Here is a 13,583-nt window from a genome sequence, read left to right on the forward strand (position 1 = left end):
CTAGCGGTGCTCGGGGTTCGGGAAGTCGAAACGGCACCCGGCGTCCCACTGCGAACGCTGGTTGCCGTGTGCCGGGATGCCGCCCGCCCGCTTCAGGAGGGCGGCCAGGTGCATGAGGTTCCAGCTCATGAAGGTCGTGTTCCGGTTGGTGAAGTCGTTCTCGGGACCGCCCGAGCCGGGGTCCAGGTACGAGGGCCCCGGCCCGGCCTCGCCGATCCACCCGGCGTCGGCCTGCGGCGGGATCGCGTAGCCGAGGTGCTGGAGGCTGTAGAGGATGTTCATGGCGCAGTGCTTGACGCCGTCCTCGTTGCCGGTGATGAGCGCCCCGCCGACCCGGCCGTAATAGGCGTACTGGCCGCGGTCGTTGAGCAGCGAGGAGCAGGCGTACAGCCTCTCGATGACCTGCTTCATCACGGAGCTGTTGTCCCCGAGCCAGATCGGGCCGCACAGCACCAGGATGTCGGCGTCCATGATCCGGCTGTAGAGGACGGGCCACTCGTCGCTCTCCCAGCCGTGCTCGGTCATGTCGGGCCAGACACCGGTGGCGATGTCGTGGTCGACGGCGCGGACGAGTTCGGTCCGGGCGCCGGCGGCCTCCATGACCGCCCGGCTCCGGGAGATCAGGCCCTCGGTGTTGCTGGTCTCCGGGGACCGCTTGAGGGTGCAGTTCACGAAGAGGGCGCTCAGGTCGCCGTAGCGGGGGGTCTGCGCGGATCGGGAGTCGTCGGCCACCGCACCACCGTGCGCCGCACCGGATCCGGACGCCAAGGGGCGCGCCCGGAAGGGGCGGGTTGTGACCCGTCCGGGCGGGCGACTAGGGTCATGGGGCCTTGGTGTTCGGGAAACCGGTGGGAAACCGGTGCGGCCCTCGCCACTGTGATCGGGAAGTCCGGCTCCACTCTCCCCCAGACTCCGTCCGGGAGGTGCCCCCACCGCGGGAAGCCACTGGGACCCGCGCGGGAGACCGCACGGCCCCGGGAAGGCGGAGTCAGGACAGCAGTACCCGTGAGCCAGGAGACCGGCCGGGGCGCGTCGTCCATCCACGAGGTGCTGGAGAGGTCTCCACAGTCATGCATATCGCCGAGGGCTTCCTGCCCCCGTTGCACGCGGTCGCCTGGGGCGTCGCGTCGGCGCCGTTCGTCGTACACGGTGCCCGCGCCCTGACCCGCGAGGTGAGGGCCAACCCGGAGAGCACGCTGCTGCTCGGTGCGTCCGGGGCGTTCACGTTCGTCCTGTCCGCCCTCAAGATTCCCTCGGTGACGGGCAGTTGTTCGCACCCCACCGGGACGGGGCTGGGCGCGATCCTGTTCCGGCCGCCGGTCATGACGGTGCTCGGGACCATCACCCTGCTGTTCCAGGCCCTGCTGCTCGCGCACGGCGGGCTCACCACGCTCGGTGCGAACGTCTTCTCGATGGCGATCGCCGGCCCCTGGGCGGGGTACGGCGTCTACCGGCTGCTCAAGCGGTTCGACGTGCCGCTGATGGTGACCGTCTTCTTCGGCGCGTTCTTCGCCGACCTCGTCACCTACTGCGTGACCAGCGTCCAGCTGGCGCTGGCCTTCCCGGACCCGTCGAGCGGATTCCTCGGCGCGCTCGCGAAGTTCGGCGGGATATTCGCGGTCACGCAGATCCCGCTGGCCGTGAGCGAGGGCCTGCTGACCGTCCTCGTCATGCGGCTGCTGATGCAGTCCAGCAAGTCCGACCTGGTCCGGCTCGGCGTCGCCGGGCTGACCGGCGGCGCCGCGCGCCCGGAGGCCGCCCGATGAGCCGCAACGCGAAGATCAACGCCCTGCTGCTGCTCCTGGTCGCGGCGCTCGCCGTGCTGCCCGTCGCGCTGGGCATGGGCGACGGCAAGGAGGAGCCGTTCGCGGGCGCCGACAGCCAGGCCGAGTCGGCGATCACCGAGATCGAGCCGGACTACAAGCCGTGGTTCTCGCCGCTGTACGAACCTCCCTCCGCGGAAGTGGAGTCGGCTCTGTTCGCGCTCCAGGCTGCCCTCGGCGCGGGCGTGCTCGCCTACTACTTCGGCCTGCGCAAGGGCCGTCGCCAGGGGCTCGCCCAGAGCCAGGGCGAACCGTCGCCCGGCCGGCGGTCCCCGGGCGGGCAGCCCCCGGGCGAACAGTCCTAGCCGGTGCTGCCCATCGACGTGGCGGCGCACGGCAGCCGCTGGCGCCACCGCCATCCGCTGGAGAAGGCGCTGCTCGGGCTCGGGCTGACCGTCACCGCCGTCGCCCTGCCGCCCTGGCCCGGCGGTCCGCTGGTGGCGGCGGCGACCCTGGCCGTGCTGCTCGGTCCGGCCGGGGTCGCCGGACGGCAGCTGTGGCGGGCCTTCCGGATCCCGCTGGGCTTCTGCGTCACAGGGGCGCTGCCCCTGCTGCTCGCGGTGGGCGGCCCGGCGGGCCCGGTCTCCCTCGCCCCGGACGGCGCCCGGCACGCGGCGGAGCTGCTGCTGCGCACGTCGGCGGCTTCGCTCGGGGTGCTGCTGTTCGCCTTCACCACCCCGGTGTCGGACGTGCTGCCCCGGCTGGTGCGGGCCGGGGTCCCGGCGCCGGTGGTGGACGTAGCCCTGGTCATGTACCGGATCGGGTTCCTGCTGCTGGACTCGGTGGCCCAGGTGCGCCGGGCGCAGGCGGCCCGGCTGGGGCACACCGGCCGGGCGGCGCTGTGGCGTTCGCTGGCCGGGCTGGCCGCCACCTCGTTCGTACGGGCCTTCGACCGCGCGGCGCGGCTCCAGGAGGGGCTGGCCGGGCGGGGCTACGACGGGGCGCTGCGGGTGCTGGTGCCCGGGGCGGCGCTGTCGTGGCGGTTCCTGGTGGCGTCGGCGGCCCTGCTGGGCGCGCTGGTCGCCGTGACTCTCATCTTGGAAGGGCTGTACCTGTGAACCCGTTGGTGGAACTGGTGGGCGCGGGCTACGCGTACGAGGACGGACCGCAGGTGCTGTCCGGCGTCGACTTCACCATCGCGCGGGACCGGGCGCTGGTCCTGCTGGGCCGCAACGGCAGCGGCAAGACCACGCTGATGCGGCTGCTGAGCGGCGGCCTGCGGCCGGGCGCGGGCGAACTGCGGCTGGACGGCGCTGCGGTGCGCCACGACCGGGCGGGGCTGACCCGGCTGCGCGGCTGCGTACAGCTGGTCGTGCAGGACCCGGACGACCAGCTGTTCGCGGCCTCGGTCGAGCAGGACGTGTCCTTCGGCCCGATGAACATGGGCCTGTCCCTGGCCGAGGTACGGCAGCGGGTCGACTCGGCGCTCACCGCGCTGGACATCACCGCCCTGCGGGACCGGCCGACGCACCTGCTCTCGTACGGGCAGCGCAAGCGGGCGGCGATCGCGGGTGCGGTGGCGATGGCGCCGCGGGTGCTGATCCTGGACGAGCCGACGGCCGGACTGGACCCGAACGGGCAGGAGCGGTTGCTGGAGGTGCTGGCGGGGCTGCGCGCGAACGGTACGACGGTGGTGATGGCCACGCACGACGTCGACCTCGCGGTGCGCTGGGCCGACGACGCGGCGGTCCTCACCCCCTCGGGCATCCGCGTCGGGCCGGCCGCGGCCCTGCTGTCGGACCCGGAGCTGCTGGCGTCGGCGGGGCTGCGCCAGGCGTGGTCCCCGGCGGTGACGGCGTTCCTGCGGGCGCGGGGCCTGCTGGACGAGGACGCGCCGGGGCCGAGGACGCCGCAGGCGCTGTCCGCCTGGGCCGGGGCACCGTCCTGAACCGCAACGCGGCCCGGCGCCGGGGCGCGAACCTAGGATGAGCGCATGTCGCTCCCGCACGCCATCCTCACCGCCCTGCTCGAAAAGCCTTCGTCCGGGCTGGAGCTGACCCGGCGGTTCGACAAGTCGATCGGGTACTTCTGGTCTGCGACGCACCAGCAGATCTACCGTGAGCTGGGCCGGCTGGAGGAGGCCGGGCTGATCCGCGCGCTGCCCAGCGAGGTGCCCGTGCGGGGGCAGAAGAAGGAGTACGAGGTACTGCCCGCCGGGAGCGCGGAGCTGGCCCGGTGGGTCGGCGAGAGCCAGGACCCGAAGGCGATCCGGGATCCGCTGCTGCTGCGGGTGCGGGCGGCCGGCGTCGTGGGCCCGCAGGGGCTGGCCGGGGAGCTGCGGCGCCATCTGGAGCTGCACCAGGGGCAGCTGGCCGAGTACGAGGCGATCGAGGCGAAGGACTTCCCGCCGGGGCGGGACTCCGACGAGGACCGGCTGCGCCGGCTCGTGCTGCGCGGCGGGATCGGCCTGGAGACGTTCTGGCTGCGCTGGCTGGAGGAGGCGCTGGCCGAGGTCGACGACATGACGGGGCCGCCGGCGACCTGACGGGGCCGCCCGCGTGACGCGGCCCCGCCCCGCGTCCGCCACTTGCTACTTGTTCAGGGCGTTCCAGAACTCGTCGAAGCTCAGCAGGCCGTCGCCGTTCGCGTCCTTGGCGGCGATGACGGCGTCCGCGACGGCGCCGGTGACGTACGCGTCACCCATGGCCTTCATGGCCGCGCTGTACTCGTCGGCCGTGACGAAGCCGTCGCCGTCCGCGTCGAACTTGCCGAACGTCGCCCGCGCGCTCTCGATGTCCGCCACTGGGTCCACCCCTTCTCGGTGCTTGTTGACGGCTCAGGGTAGCGCCCCCGGCGGGTCGCCCTCACCCCGGGTCCCGTTCGGCCGGCAGAAAGGAATTCATTTACTCTTCCGCCATCCGGAAGCGATAATTCCAGCCAACAAATCCAGCCGCCACTTGTCACGCTCCGGGATCACGGCATAACGTACCGGCATTGCCGCCACACCAGGAGCGCAGGGCTCCCAGGGACAAGCGGCATAAAGGGCGATCCAGGTGACGATCACAACTGACGCATCATTCGAAGTTCTGCCCTTCACCCGCACTTGCCGCCACATCTGGGAAGACGGCGACCATGTGCTCATCGGAGTGAGCCCCGGAAACAGCTACTTCAGCTCCGAGCGCATCAGCAGTCTTGCCCGATGGGCTGCGACCCGCTTCGCGCAGGTCGACTTCGTCTACGCGGACCTCCACGTGGACCGGATGTTCGCCGCCTTCGGCTACACCCCGGAACACGCGGGCAAGCGGGCCGCGAAGGAGATCAAGGCAGTGCGGCGAAGGATTGTCAAAGGTGTCGAGGATTCAGCGTCCACTCACGCCGAAATACGCGTGAGGGCACTTTCGGACTTCCAGTCCAACCCGGTGTACCAGCTGTTGCACCGACGGGTTCGGCATTTCCTGGAGACGGATGACGAGTTCCGTAAGGGATGCGAGGAAATGGCTCTCCAATTCGTCGGATCGAAGTTGCCGGAAGGTGAATCCATCACAGACGCACAGTTGCAGGTCTGTTTCGATTACATGGCGGCGGAGCTGCCGTTCTTCGTGGACACCCCGAGCATTCTCGACGTGCCGTCCTCCGTGGCGGCCTATCACGTCAAGATGCCGATGACCGATGTCCTGTACGCGCGCGGCGGTGGCCTGCGCGCGACCCGCAACCAGGCGTACGCCGTCGTACGCCCCGAGCACGCGAGAGCCGTGGACCACGCACCGACCGAAGGGACCGCCGATGAGCGTCGAGCAGCTTGAGGGACGCGGGGGCGGACGGGACGCGGGGACCGGTGGGGCGCTCCTCGACTTCCCGCTGTCACGGCGGGGTGACGTGCTCCCCGAGGAGTGCGCCTGGCTGCGCGAGAAGGCGCCGGTGGCCAAGGTCCGCACGCTGACCGGGGACCCGGCGTGGCTCGTCAGCAGCTACGCGCTGGCCAAGCAGGTGCTGGAGGACGAGCGGTTCAGCCTCAAGGACACCGCGAACCCCGGAGTCCCCCGCCAGTACGCGCTGACGATCCCGCCCGAGGTCGTCAACAACATGGGCAACATCAACAGCGCCGGGCTGCGCAACGCGGTGATGAAGGCGCTGAACCCGCGCCAGAAGGGCCTCCAGGAGTGGCTGCGCGCCAAGGCCGGGGAGCTCGTCGACCAGATCGTGGCAGAGGGCGGTCCGGCGGACCTCCGGGCGGGGTTCGCCGACCCCTTCTCGGCGGCGCTGCACTGCCAGGTGCTGGGTGTCCCCTTCGAGGACCGGCGCCGGCTGATGTCGGGGCTGGACGTCGCGTTCATGACCGCACGCGAGCCGTTCGCCGACTCCGCGCTGAACTGGTACAAGGACGTCGCCTACTTCGCGGGGCAGCTGAACGTCCAGCTCGCGCTGCCGGCCGAGGAGCGTACGGGGCTCCTCGGCAGGTTCGCCGGGCTCAAGGAGGCCGACCCCGAGTCGGCGCACCTGAGCGACGACATGTTCGCGACGGTCGCCGTCTCGCTCTTCGGGGCGGGCGCGGTGTCCACCTCCGCGTTCCTGGTGCTCGCGGTCCTCGCACTGCTCCAGCGTCCGGAACTCATCGGGTACCTGCGGGCGCATCCGGAGCGGATGGGCGGAGCGGTGGAGGAGCTGCTGCGCTGGAACCTGTCCGTGGGTGACGGCCTGCCGCGCATCGCCCTGGCCGACGTGCAGGTGGGGGACGTCCTGGTGAAGGAGGGCGAGCTGGTCCTCGTCCTGCTGGAGGGGGCCAACTTCGACCCGGAGGCCTTCGAGAACCCGGACGAGCTGGACCTGGAACGTCAGGACGCGGGCACCCATCTGGCCTTCGGGGCCGGGCGGCACTTCTGCCCGGCGACCGCGCTGGCCCGGGCGCACGCGGAGATCGCGCTGGAGGTGCTGGTGGAGCGGCTCCCGGGGCTGCGGCTGGCGGTACCGGCCGAGAACCTCGTCTGGCGTACGGGCTTCATCAAGCGGCTTCCCGAGCGGCTTCCCGTCGCCTGGTGACGTCGCGTCGGCGGGAACGGTGGTGCCCCGGGGGCCGTGCGGGCTCCCGGGGCACCACCGCGCCGCGGTCTAGCGGAAGATGCCGGTGTGGCCGAGCGAGTAGCGGCCGGGCTGGGGGTAGACGGCGAGGCCGTGCGGGCCGGAGCCGACGGGGATGCGGGCCAGCTCCTCGCCGGTCTTCGTGTCGATCGCGTACACCTCCGAGTTGTAGCGGCCCGAAAGCCACAGCACCTTGCCGTCGGCGGAGACCCCGCCCATGTCGGGGCTGCCGCCGTCCGGGAGCTCCCACTTCTTGGTGAGCTTGTTCGCCTTGAAATCGAAGACCGAGATGCTGCCCTCGCCCCGGTTGGAGATGTACATCTCCTTCGAGTCGCGGCTGACGTACAGGCCGTGGCAGCCCTTCCCGGTGGGCAGCAGCTTCGGCGCCCCGAACTTGTCGCCGCTGAGCACCCACATGCCGTGCGCCATCATGTCCGCGACGTAGAAGGTCTTCCCGTCCGGCGAGACTTTGACGTCCTGCGGCATGGCGCCTTCGAAGGGCAGCTTCTGCTGGCCGACGACCTCCATCTTCTCGGTGTCGACCTTGAGCAGCTCTCCGGAGAACTCGCAGCTGACGATGAAGTACCGGCCGTCGAGCGAGAAGTCCGCGTGGTTGACGCCGTAACAGGTCACCGGGACCGTCTTGACCCGGTTCATGGTGTGCGGGTCGCGGAAGACCAGCTCGCGGTCCATGGAGGCCATCACGACGGCGTACTTGCCGTTGGGGGTGAAGTACAGGTTGTACGGGTCGTGCACCTCCACGGGCTCGCCCGCCTCGCCGGTGGCCGGGTTGATCGGGGTGAGCGTGTGGCCGCGGTTGTTGTTGACCCACAGGGTCTTCATGTCCCAGGACGGCACCACGTGCTGGGGCTGGACGCCGACCGGGATGGTGTCGATGACCTTGTACGTCTTCGGGTCGATGACGGACACGGTGTTGGAGCCGGTGTTCGGTACGTAGACACGGGAAGGGAAGTTCTTGACGACCGGGGAGAGCTGGTTCGGCCGGTCGGCCGCGTAGACGTCGTGGGGGTCGAGCACCGGGGGCATACCGGCCAGTCCGGGCGGCGCCGCGGGTTCCGCCTTGGCCGGCCGGGCGGGCCCCTTGGTGCCGAGCGCCTCGCTCGCGCCCTTGTCCCCGGCCCCGCACCCGGCCAGGGCCGCGAGAACCAGTCCGGCAAGCAGCACGGTGGCCTTCCGTGGAAGGCGAATCGTCGTCATGGGGTCAGCAGCTCCGTGGTGGTCACCGCGCGCAGTTGGCGTCGCGCGAGTTCTTCGAGGAGGGGCGGCATCGCGTCGACCGTGTCCGCGTAGCCGAAGTGCAGGCTCACCACCGATCCGGCGTGGATCGTCCCGGTGACGTTGCGGATGACGGCCGCGGCGCCGGGCGAGGTGAAGTCGAGGGAGTCCACGTCGTACGAGAGGACGTGCGGGTAGCCCGCCCTCTGGGCGAGCTTCTGGACGAGGGGGGTCGCGTACTGGGTCTGCGAGGGGCGGAACCAGGTGCCGATGGAGCCGGTGAGGCGCTTGAGGCGCTGGGCGCACCCGGTGATCTCCGCGTAGGCCTCGTCTTCGGACATGGAGTTGATCGCGAGGTGGCGCTGGGTGTGGTTGCCGAGCTCGTGGCCGCCGTCCAGGACCCGGCGGGCCATGTCGGGGTGCTCGTCGAGCCAGGTGCCGATCGCCAGTACGGTGACCCGCGCGCCCGCGCGCTCCGCCTCGGCGAGGACCGCGCGCCCGGTCGCCGGGTCGCCGTTGCCGTGGAAGGTGAGCGCGATGCGGGGGCGGTCCCGGGAGCCGTGCCCGATCTCCACGGGCTGACCGGCGAACCGGCGCGGGCCCGGGGCGGCGGCCGCCGGGGCGGGCTTGGCCGGGGTCGGGGCGGCGGGGGCGGGCGTCTTGGGCGGCGTCGCGGTCCCACAGGCGGCGGTGAGGGCACCGGCGGCGACCGCGGCACCGGCGAGGAGGGCGGATCGACGGTCCGGGTAGCAGTGCACCCGCCCATTTAAGGTCCGGATGTCCCTGTACGTGCTGATTGACCCATTTCACGCCTTGCCCGAGCGGGCTCCGGCGAGCCGGACGCCCGCTATGTGATCAACGATTTACGCAGAACGGTCGATACTTATTCATCGATTACGAGGCGAGTGGGCCACCTCACCTAGGATTTAGCTGTGAACTCTTAGGTTATACACACTTATGTCTGAGTTTGCGGTTTTGGCATTTGGTCGCTCGTCTGCCATAGTCGGAATCACGGCTTCCCTTTGACCCGAGCGAAGTCCATCGCCGAGGATCACACCCCCCTGGATCCTCGGCGCACCCATGAAACCCCCGCGGCGCCCGACACGGCGACAGGGGGTTTCTGGCGTTCCGGCGGCGCCGCGCCCCGGCGGCCGCGGCGCCTCAGCGGTCGGCCACCCGCATCTCGAACCAGGTGATCTTCCCGCGCGGCAGCAGGTCGGCGCCCCAGCGGTCGGACAGCTTGTCCACAAGGAAGAGCCCCCGGCCCGTGGTGTCCATCTCGTGGACCGGCATCAGACAGGGCAGCCCGCGCGAGGGGTCACGCACCTCCACCCGGATCCACCCGCGACGGCGCACCAGCCGTAACCCGAACGACCGCGCCCCGGTGTGCCGCACGGCGTTGCCGACGAGCTCGGAGACCAGCAGGACGGTGTGCTCGGCGATCTGCGGGGACAGGCCCCACAGCCGGACCACCACGGACTGGGTCAGCCGGCGGGCCGTACCGGCGGATTCGGGCATGGACGGCAGCGTGACCTCCGCCTCGGCGGGGTTCCCGTACAACTCCAGTGCCCTGAGGCCCTGTTCCTCCTCAAGAGCCGCCGCGATCCGTACCGCCGAAGCGCTGCCGCGTTGCCGCGGCTGCTCCACACCCTCCAGGCCCGCCATGCACCCATCATGGACGGCCGCATCGCCGCTCCGGGCCGTTCCGCGGGAAAACACCCCCCGGGATCCACCGATTCCCAGGGGGCGTTCCGGCATATGCACAAGGCAACCAGGGGGCCACGCCACCGGTCCGACCTGGGGTGACGCGGTGCGCACCGGTGATCACGATGAGTGGATCACCGATGCGGCTTAAGGCTCCCTTAAGGCCTGGCTAATCCACTCCCAAGGAGGAACCGGCCACAACCGCTCACGCCTCAGAGGAACTTGGCCTTGCCCGGACCCTCCTCGACGAAGCTGCGCATACCGCGCTCGCGGTCCTCGGTGGCGAACAGGCCCGCGAACCAGTTGCGTTCGATGGTGAGCCCCGTGTCGATGTCCGCCTCCAGCCCGGCGTCCACGCACTCCTTGGCGGCGCGCAGCGCGAGGGCCGGGCCCTGCGCGAGCTTCGCCGCCCAGGCGTGCGCCTGCTCGTACACCTCGGCGGCCGGCACGACCCGGTCCACGAGCCCGAGGGCGAGCGCCTCGTCCGCCTTGACCATGCGGCCGGTGAAGATGAGGTCCTTGGCCTTGGAGGGGCCGATCAGCCGGGACAGCCGCTGGGTGCCGCCGGCGCCCGGGATCAGGCCGAGCAGGATCTCGGGCTGGCCGAGCTTGGCGTTGTCCGCCGCGATCCGGTAGTCGGCGCACAGCGCGAGCTCGCAGCCGCCGCCGAGGGCGTAGCCGGTAACGGCCGCGACGACCGGCTTGGGAATGCGCGCGACGGCGGTGAAGGCGTCCTGGAGCCCACGGGAGCGGGCGACCATGGCCGCGTGGTCCATCGTCTGCATCTCCTTGATGTCCGCGCCGGCCGCGAACACCTTCTCGCCGCCGTAGACGACCACCGCGCGGACGTCGGCGCGGTCGGTGGCCTCCACCGCGAGCTCGCGCAGCCGGTCCTGGGTGGCGATGTCCAGGGCGTTCATGGGCGGCCGGTCCAGACGCAGGGTGCCGACGCCTTCGGAGACTTCGAGAGAGAGGGTCATACGGGGAAGGTTAGTGCCGGTTAACGCCGAGTGGCCCGGTGCTGTGGGTCACAGCACCGGGCCACCGGATCACGTACGGGAGAGGACCACCCGGGGCGAGCGGACTACTTGATCCACTCCGACCAGTCCATGTTCCAGCCGTTGAGGCCGTTGTCCGGGGCGATCTGCTTGTCCTTGGAGTTCTTCACGACGACCACGTCGCCGATCAGGGACTCGTTGAAGAACCAGGCGGCGGGCTGGTCGTCGTCCCCGGCGCCGCGCGCGTCCTTGAGTCCGACGCAGCCGTGGCTAACGTTCTCCGAGCCGAACGTGCTGCTGGAGGCCCAGTAGTTGCCGTGCACGAAGGTGCCGGAGTTCGACAGGCGCATGGCGTGCGGGACGTCGGAGATGTCGTACTCGCCGCCGAAGCCGACGGTGGCGCCGTTCATCCGGGTCACCTTGTACTTCTCGCTGATGACCATCTGCCCGTTGTACGTGGTCGTCGACGGGGCTCCCGCGGTGATCGGCAGGTTCTTGAGCACCTGGCCGTCCCGGACGACCTCCATCGTGTGCGCGCTCGCGTCGACGGTGGAGACCTGGGAGCGGCCGATGGTGAAGTGGACGGTACGGGTCTGCTTGCCGTAGACGCCGGGACGGCCTTCGACCCCGTCCAGGGCGATCTTCACGGTGACCTTGGTGCCGGCGGCCCAGTACTTCTCGGGGCGGAAGTCGAGGCGGTCGTTGCCGAACCAGTGGCCCTCGACCTGCACGTTCGGCTCCGCCGTGACGGTGATGGCCTTCTCGACCGCCTCGGTGTTGGTGATGCCCCGGGTGAAGTTGATCGACACGGGCATGCCCACGCCGACGGTCTCCCCGTCCTCGGGCGTGTAGTGGCCGACGAAGGTGTTCGTCGGCGTGAGGGTGGTGAACGTGGTGTCCTTCGCCGACTCCCGGCCGGCCTCGTCCTTGGCGACCACGTGCACCTTGTACTCGGTGGCCGCGGCGAGGTTGCGCGAGGGCTCCCAGCTCGCGCCGTCGGCGCCCATCTTGCCGTCGACCGCGTTGCCCTTGGTGTCGGCGACGGTCACCGTGGTGAGCTTGCCGCCGGTGCTGGATATCTTGAGGACGCCGTTCGTGGCGACCTCCTTGGAGCCGTCGTCCGGCTTGACGTTGACCACGGCCTTGGACGCCTCGGTGCCGGTCTTGCCGCCGCCCTTGCCGCCGGCGTTGTCACCGGCGCCGCCCCCGCTGTCTCCGCCGCCACTGCACGCGCTGGTGAACAGCAGCGCCGCTCCCAGCAGAAGGGCCGGCAGGCCGGTGCGGACGCGGCCGCGAATCGGCTGCAGGTTCACTCTTGTTCTCCCCATGTCCCCCGCGCGGACAGTCGCGCGCTTGCCGACAGGAAATCACATGGGGAGATCACGTGAAGGCACGGTCTTGTCACCGTTCCGTCCCAACTGGAGCGCGGGCCGTGCCCCGCCCCCGCCGACCGGTCCTCAGCCGGTCGCGGAGCCCGCCGCCCAGTCGGCCCAGGACAGGTTCCAGCCGCCCAGGCCGTTGTCCGGCGCCACCGTCTTGTCCTGCGAGTTGACCACCTCGACCACGTCCCCGACGAGCGAGCGGTCGAAGAACCAGCCCGCCGGGGTGTCGGAGCCGCCGCCCTTGTCGTCGCGCAGGCCCACGCAGCCGTGGCTGGTGTTGAGGGTGCCAAAGGTGTCCGGGCTGGCCCAGTAGTTGCCGTGCAGGAAGGTGCCCGAGGTGGTGAGCCGCATGGCGTGGGGGACGTCGGGGATGTCGTACTCGCCGCCGAAGCCGACGGTCTGACCGTTCATGCGCGTGACGTCGAACATCTCCATCACCACCATCTTGCCGTTGTAGGTGGTGTTCTTGGGCGCGCCCGCGGTGATGGGCAGCGTCTGCAGCAGCCGGCCCTCGCGGCGGACCTCCATGGTGTGCGCGGCGGCGTCCACGGTGGAGACCTGCGAACGGCCGACCTTGAAGGTGACCGTCTTGTCCTGGATGCCGTACGCGCCGGGCGAGCCCTCGACGTCGCGGAGGTTCATCCGGACCGTGACCTCGGTGCCGGGCGCCCAGTACTCCTTGGGCCGGAAGTCGAGGCGGTCGTTGCCGAACCAGTGGCCGACGATTTTCACCGTGGGGACGGCGGTGACGGTGATGGCCCGTTCCACGGCGGCGCGCTGCTTGATGGAGCGGTTGAACCGGAAGGAGACGATCATGCCGGTGCCCACGGTGGAGCGGTTCTCGGGCCGGAAGTAGCCGATGAACCGCTCCTCGGGCACATAGGTGGTGAAGGTGGTGTGCCGGGCCTGCCGGCGGTCGTGTCCGTCGAGAGCCACGACGTCGACGGTGTACTTGGCCGCGAGCGCGAGCCGTCCGGCCGCCGGGTCGGGGCTCCAGCTGAGCCCGTCCTCGGCGATGTCCCCCGGGACCCGCTCCTCCTGGGCGTCCTCGACCTTCGTGACGACCACCCGCTCCAGCCGTCCCTCGCTGACCTTGACGGTCAGCGGGCCGTCGGCGGGGACCCCCTTGGCGTTGTCCTCGGGGGTGATCCGGATGGCCTCGTCCGGCGACCGGGGTTTCCCGGGAAGCTGGATCTCGACCGGTGAACGGCCGTCCTCGGTGCAGCCGCTCAGACCGCCCAGCAGGGCCGCCCCTACCGCGGCGGCCGCCAAGCCCGCCGCTGCCCGCCTCGTCAGAAGAGTCACGCCCTTCCAACGACCGGCCCCCTTGGGGGGAAACGTGGGCGCGGGCGACGTTCCGGGCGGGGCAGTGCGGGCAGAACAGTGTGAAGGACCAGACGGGGGCGGGCCCGGGCCGGGACGCC

Annotated in this window: 15 protein-coding genes and 1 riboswitch; of the genes, 7 read left to right on the plus strand and 8 right to left on the minus strand. The window is 70.7% G+C overall.

Annotated elements, in window-relative coordinates:
• A complete protein-coding gene (locus ACIA6C_RS06050) occupies nucleotides 1–732 on the minus strand; it encodes a flavodoxin family protein (protein WP_361128372.1) in 732 nt (243 codons plus the stop codon).
• A gap of 82 nt (nucleotides 733–814) precedes the next feature.
• A riboswitch (cobalamin riboswitch) is annotated at nucleotides 815–1,042 on the plus strand.
• Between the two features lie 28 nt (nucleotides 1,043–1,070).
• On the opposite strand from ACIA6C_RS06050, the gene ACIA6C_RS06055 reads away from it, so the two are divergent.
• From ACIA6C_RS06055 to ACIA6C_RS06075, 5 genes are read left to right on the plus strand one after another with little or no spacing between them, the layout of a single operon-like run.
• The gene (locus ACIA6C_RS06055) at nucleotides 1,071–1,766 is read left to right on the plus strand and encodes an energy-coupling factor ABC transporter permease (protein ID WP_399273224.1); all 696 of its coding nucleotides are present in this window, start codon (nucleotides 1,071–1,073) and stop codon (nucleotides 1,764–1,766) included.
• On the plus strand, nucleotides 1,763–2,128 hold the full coding sequence (locus ACIA6C_RS06060; protein WP_399273226.1) for an energy-coupling factor ABC transporter substrate-binding protein: 366 nt from the start codon (nucleotides 1,763–1,765) through the stop codon (nucleotides 2,126–2,128). The genes ACIA6C_RS06055 and ACIA6C_RS06060 overlap by 4 nt, the downstream gene beginning before the upstream one ends.
• A 3-nt stretch (nucleotides 2,129–2,131) precedes the next feature.
• Entirely contained in the window at nucleotides 2,132–2,881 is a 750-nt protein-coding gene (cbiQ, locus tag ACIA6C_RS06065; RefSeq protein ID WP_399273228.1) for a cobalt ECF transporter T component CbiQ, read from the plus strand.
• Complete coding sequence (locus ACIA6C_RS06070) at nucleotides 2,878–3,711, plus strand: energy-coupling factor ABC transporter ATP-binding protein (protein ID WP_399273230.1); 834 nt, start codon at nucleotides 2,878–2,880, stop codon at nucleotides 3,709–3,711. The genes cbiQ and ACIA6C_RS06070 overlap by 4 nt, the downstream gene beginning before the upstream one ends.
• Nucleotides 3,712–3,756: 45 nt before the next feature.
• Nucleotides 3,757–4,308, plus strand: coding sequence for a PadR family transcriptional regulator (locus tag ACIA6C_RS06075; RefSeq protein ID WP_399273232.1), 552 nt, complete (start codon nucleotides 3,757–3,759; stop codon nucleotides 4,306–4,308).
• Between the two features lie 45 nt (nucleotides 4,309–4,353).
• Here ACIA6C_RS06075 and ACIA6C_RS06080 read toward each other — a convergent pair whose 3' ends face one another.
• The gene (locus ACIA6C_RS06080; protein ID WP_190183507.1) at nucleotides 4,354–4,566 is read right to left on the minus strand and encodes an EF-hand domain-containing protein; all 213 of its coding nucleotides are present in this window, start codon (nucleotides 4,564–4,566) and stop codon (nucleotides 4,354–4,356) included.
• Nucleotides 4,567–4,816: 250 nt separating this feature from the next.
• On the opposite strand from ACIA6C_RS06080, the gene ACIA6C_RS06085 reads away from it, so the two are divergent.
• Both ACIA6C_RS06085 and ACIA6C_RS06090 read left to right on the plus strand, forming a co-directional pair.
• Nucleotides 4,817–5,566, plus strand: a complete 750-nt coding sequence (locus ACIA6C_RS06085) for a tRNA-dependent cyclodipeptide synthase (protein ID WP_399273234.1) — start codon at nucleotides 4,817–4,819, stop codon at nucleotides 5,564–5,566.
• Entirely contained in the window at nucleotides 5,547–6,800 is a 1,254-nt protein-coding gene (locus tag ACIA6C_RS06090; protein WP_399273236.1) for a cytochrome P450, read from the plus strand. Before ACIA6C_RS06085 ends, ACIA6C_RS06090 begins: the two co-directional genes overlap by 20 nt.
• A gap of 69 nt (nucleotides 6,801–6,869) precedes the next feature.
• Here ACIA6C_RS06090 and ACIA6C_RS06095 read toward each other — a convergent pair whose 3' ends face one another.
• The 6 genes from ACIA6C_RS06095 to ACIA6C_RS06120 all read right to left on the minus strand — a co-directional run bounded on the left by ACIA6C_RS06095 (nucleotide 6,870) and on the right by ACIA6C_RS06120 (nucleotide 13,455).
• Entirely contained in the window at nucleotides 6,870–8,057 is a 1,188-nt protein-coding gene (locus ACIA6C_RS06095) for a YncE family protein (RefSeq protein ID WP_366079981.1), read from the minus strand.
• Nucleotides 8,054–8,833 (minus strand): polysaccharide deacetylase family protein, encoded by a 780-nt coding sequence (locus ACIA6C_RS06100; RefSeq protein WP_399273239.1) that lies wholly within the window; start codon nucleotides 8,831–8,833, stop codon nucleotides 8,054–8,056. The genes ACIA6C_RS06095 and ACIA6C_RS06100 overlap by 4 nt, the downstream gene beginning before the upstream one ends.
• A gap of 403 nt (nucleotides 8,834–9,236) precedes the next feature.
• Complete coding sequence (locus ACIA6C_RS06105) at nucleotides 9,237–9,740, minus strand: ATP-binding protein (RefSeq protein ID WP_361128400.1); 504 nt, start codon at nucleotides 9,738–9,740, stop codon at nucleotides 9,237–9,239.
• Between the two features lie 251 nt (nucleotides 9,741–9,991).
• The gene (locus tag ACIA6C_RS06110; protein ID WP_361128403.1) at nucleotides 9,992–10,759 is read right to left on the minus strand and encodes an enoyl-CoA hydratase-related protein; all 768 of its coding nucleotides are present in this window, start codon (nucleotides 10,757–10,759) and stop codon (nucleotides 9,992–9,994) included.
• Between the two features lie 104 nt (nucleotides 10,760–10,863).
• Nucleotides 10,864–12,105 (minus strand): Ig-like domain-containing protein, encoded by a 1,242-nt coding sequence (locus ACIA6C_RS06115; RefSeq protein ID WP_399273241.1) that lies wholly within the window; start codon nucleotides 12,103–12,105, stop codon nucleotides 10,864–10,866.
• 129 nt (nucleotides 12,106–12,234) lie between these two features.
• Nucleotides 12,235–13,455 carry an Ig-like domain-containing protein gene (locus ACIA6C_RS06120; RefSeq protein ID WP_399274492.1) on the minus strand — a complete coding sequence of 407 codons (1,221 nt, stop codon included), beginning with the start codon at nucleotides 13,453–13,455 and terminating at the stop codon, nucleotides 12,235–12,237.
• Between the last annotated feature and the right edge of the window lie 128 nt (nucleotides 13,456–13,583).

The sequence above is a fragment of the Streptomyces sp. NPDC051578 genome, assembly GCF_044454045.1.
In the GTDB taxonomy this organism is placed as follows: Bacteria; Actinomycetota; Actinomycetes; order Streptomycetales; family Streptomycetaceae; genus Streptomyces.

Bases quoted from the DNA above. Each gene is read 5' to 3' on its own strand.
- ACIA6C_RS06095 (WP_366079981.1), bottom strand. From the start codon at position 8,057: ATGACGACGATTCGCCTTCCACGGAAGGCCACCGTGCTGCTTGCCGGA.
- ACIA6C_RS06105 (WP_361128400.1), bottom strand. From the start codon at position 9,740: ATGGCGGGCCTGGAGGGTGTGGAGCAGCCGCGGCAACGCGGCAGCGCT.
- ACIA6C_RS06055 (WP_399273224.1), top strand. From the start codon at position 1,071: ATGCATATCGCCGAGGGCTTCCTGCCCCCGTTGCACGCGGTCGCCTGG.
- ACIA6C_RS06115 (WP_399273241.1), bottom strand. From the start codon at position 12,105: ATGGGGAGAACAAGAGTGAACCTGCAGCCGATTCGCGGCCGCGTCCGC.
- ACIA6C_RS06075 (WP_399273232.1), top strand. From the start codon at position 3,757: ATGTCGCTCCCGCACGCCATCCTCACCGCCCTGCTCGAAAAGCCTTCG.
- ACIA6C_RS06060 (WP_399273226.1), top strand. From the start codon at position 1,763: ATGAGCCGCAACGCGAAGATCAACGCCCTGCTGCTGCTCCTGGTCGCG.
- ACIA6C_RS06090 (WP_399273236.1), top strand. From the start codon at position 5,547: ATGAGCGTCGAGCAGCTTGAGGGACGCGGGGGCGGACGGGACGCGGGG.
- ACIA6C_RS06110 (WP_361128403.1), bottom strand. From the start codon at position 10,759: ATGACCCTCTCTCTCGAAGTCTCCGAAGGCGTCGGCACCCTGCGTCTG.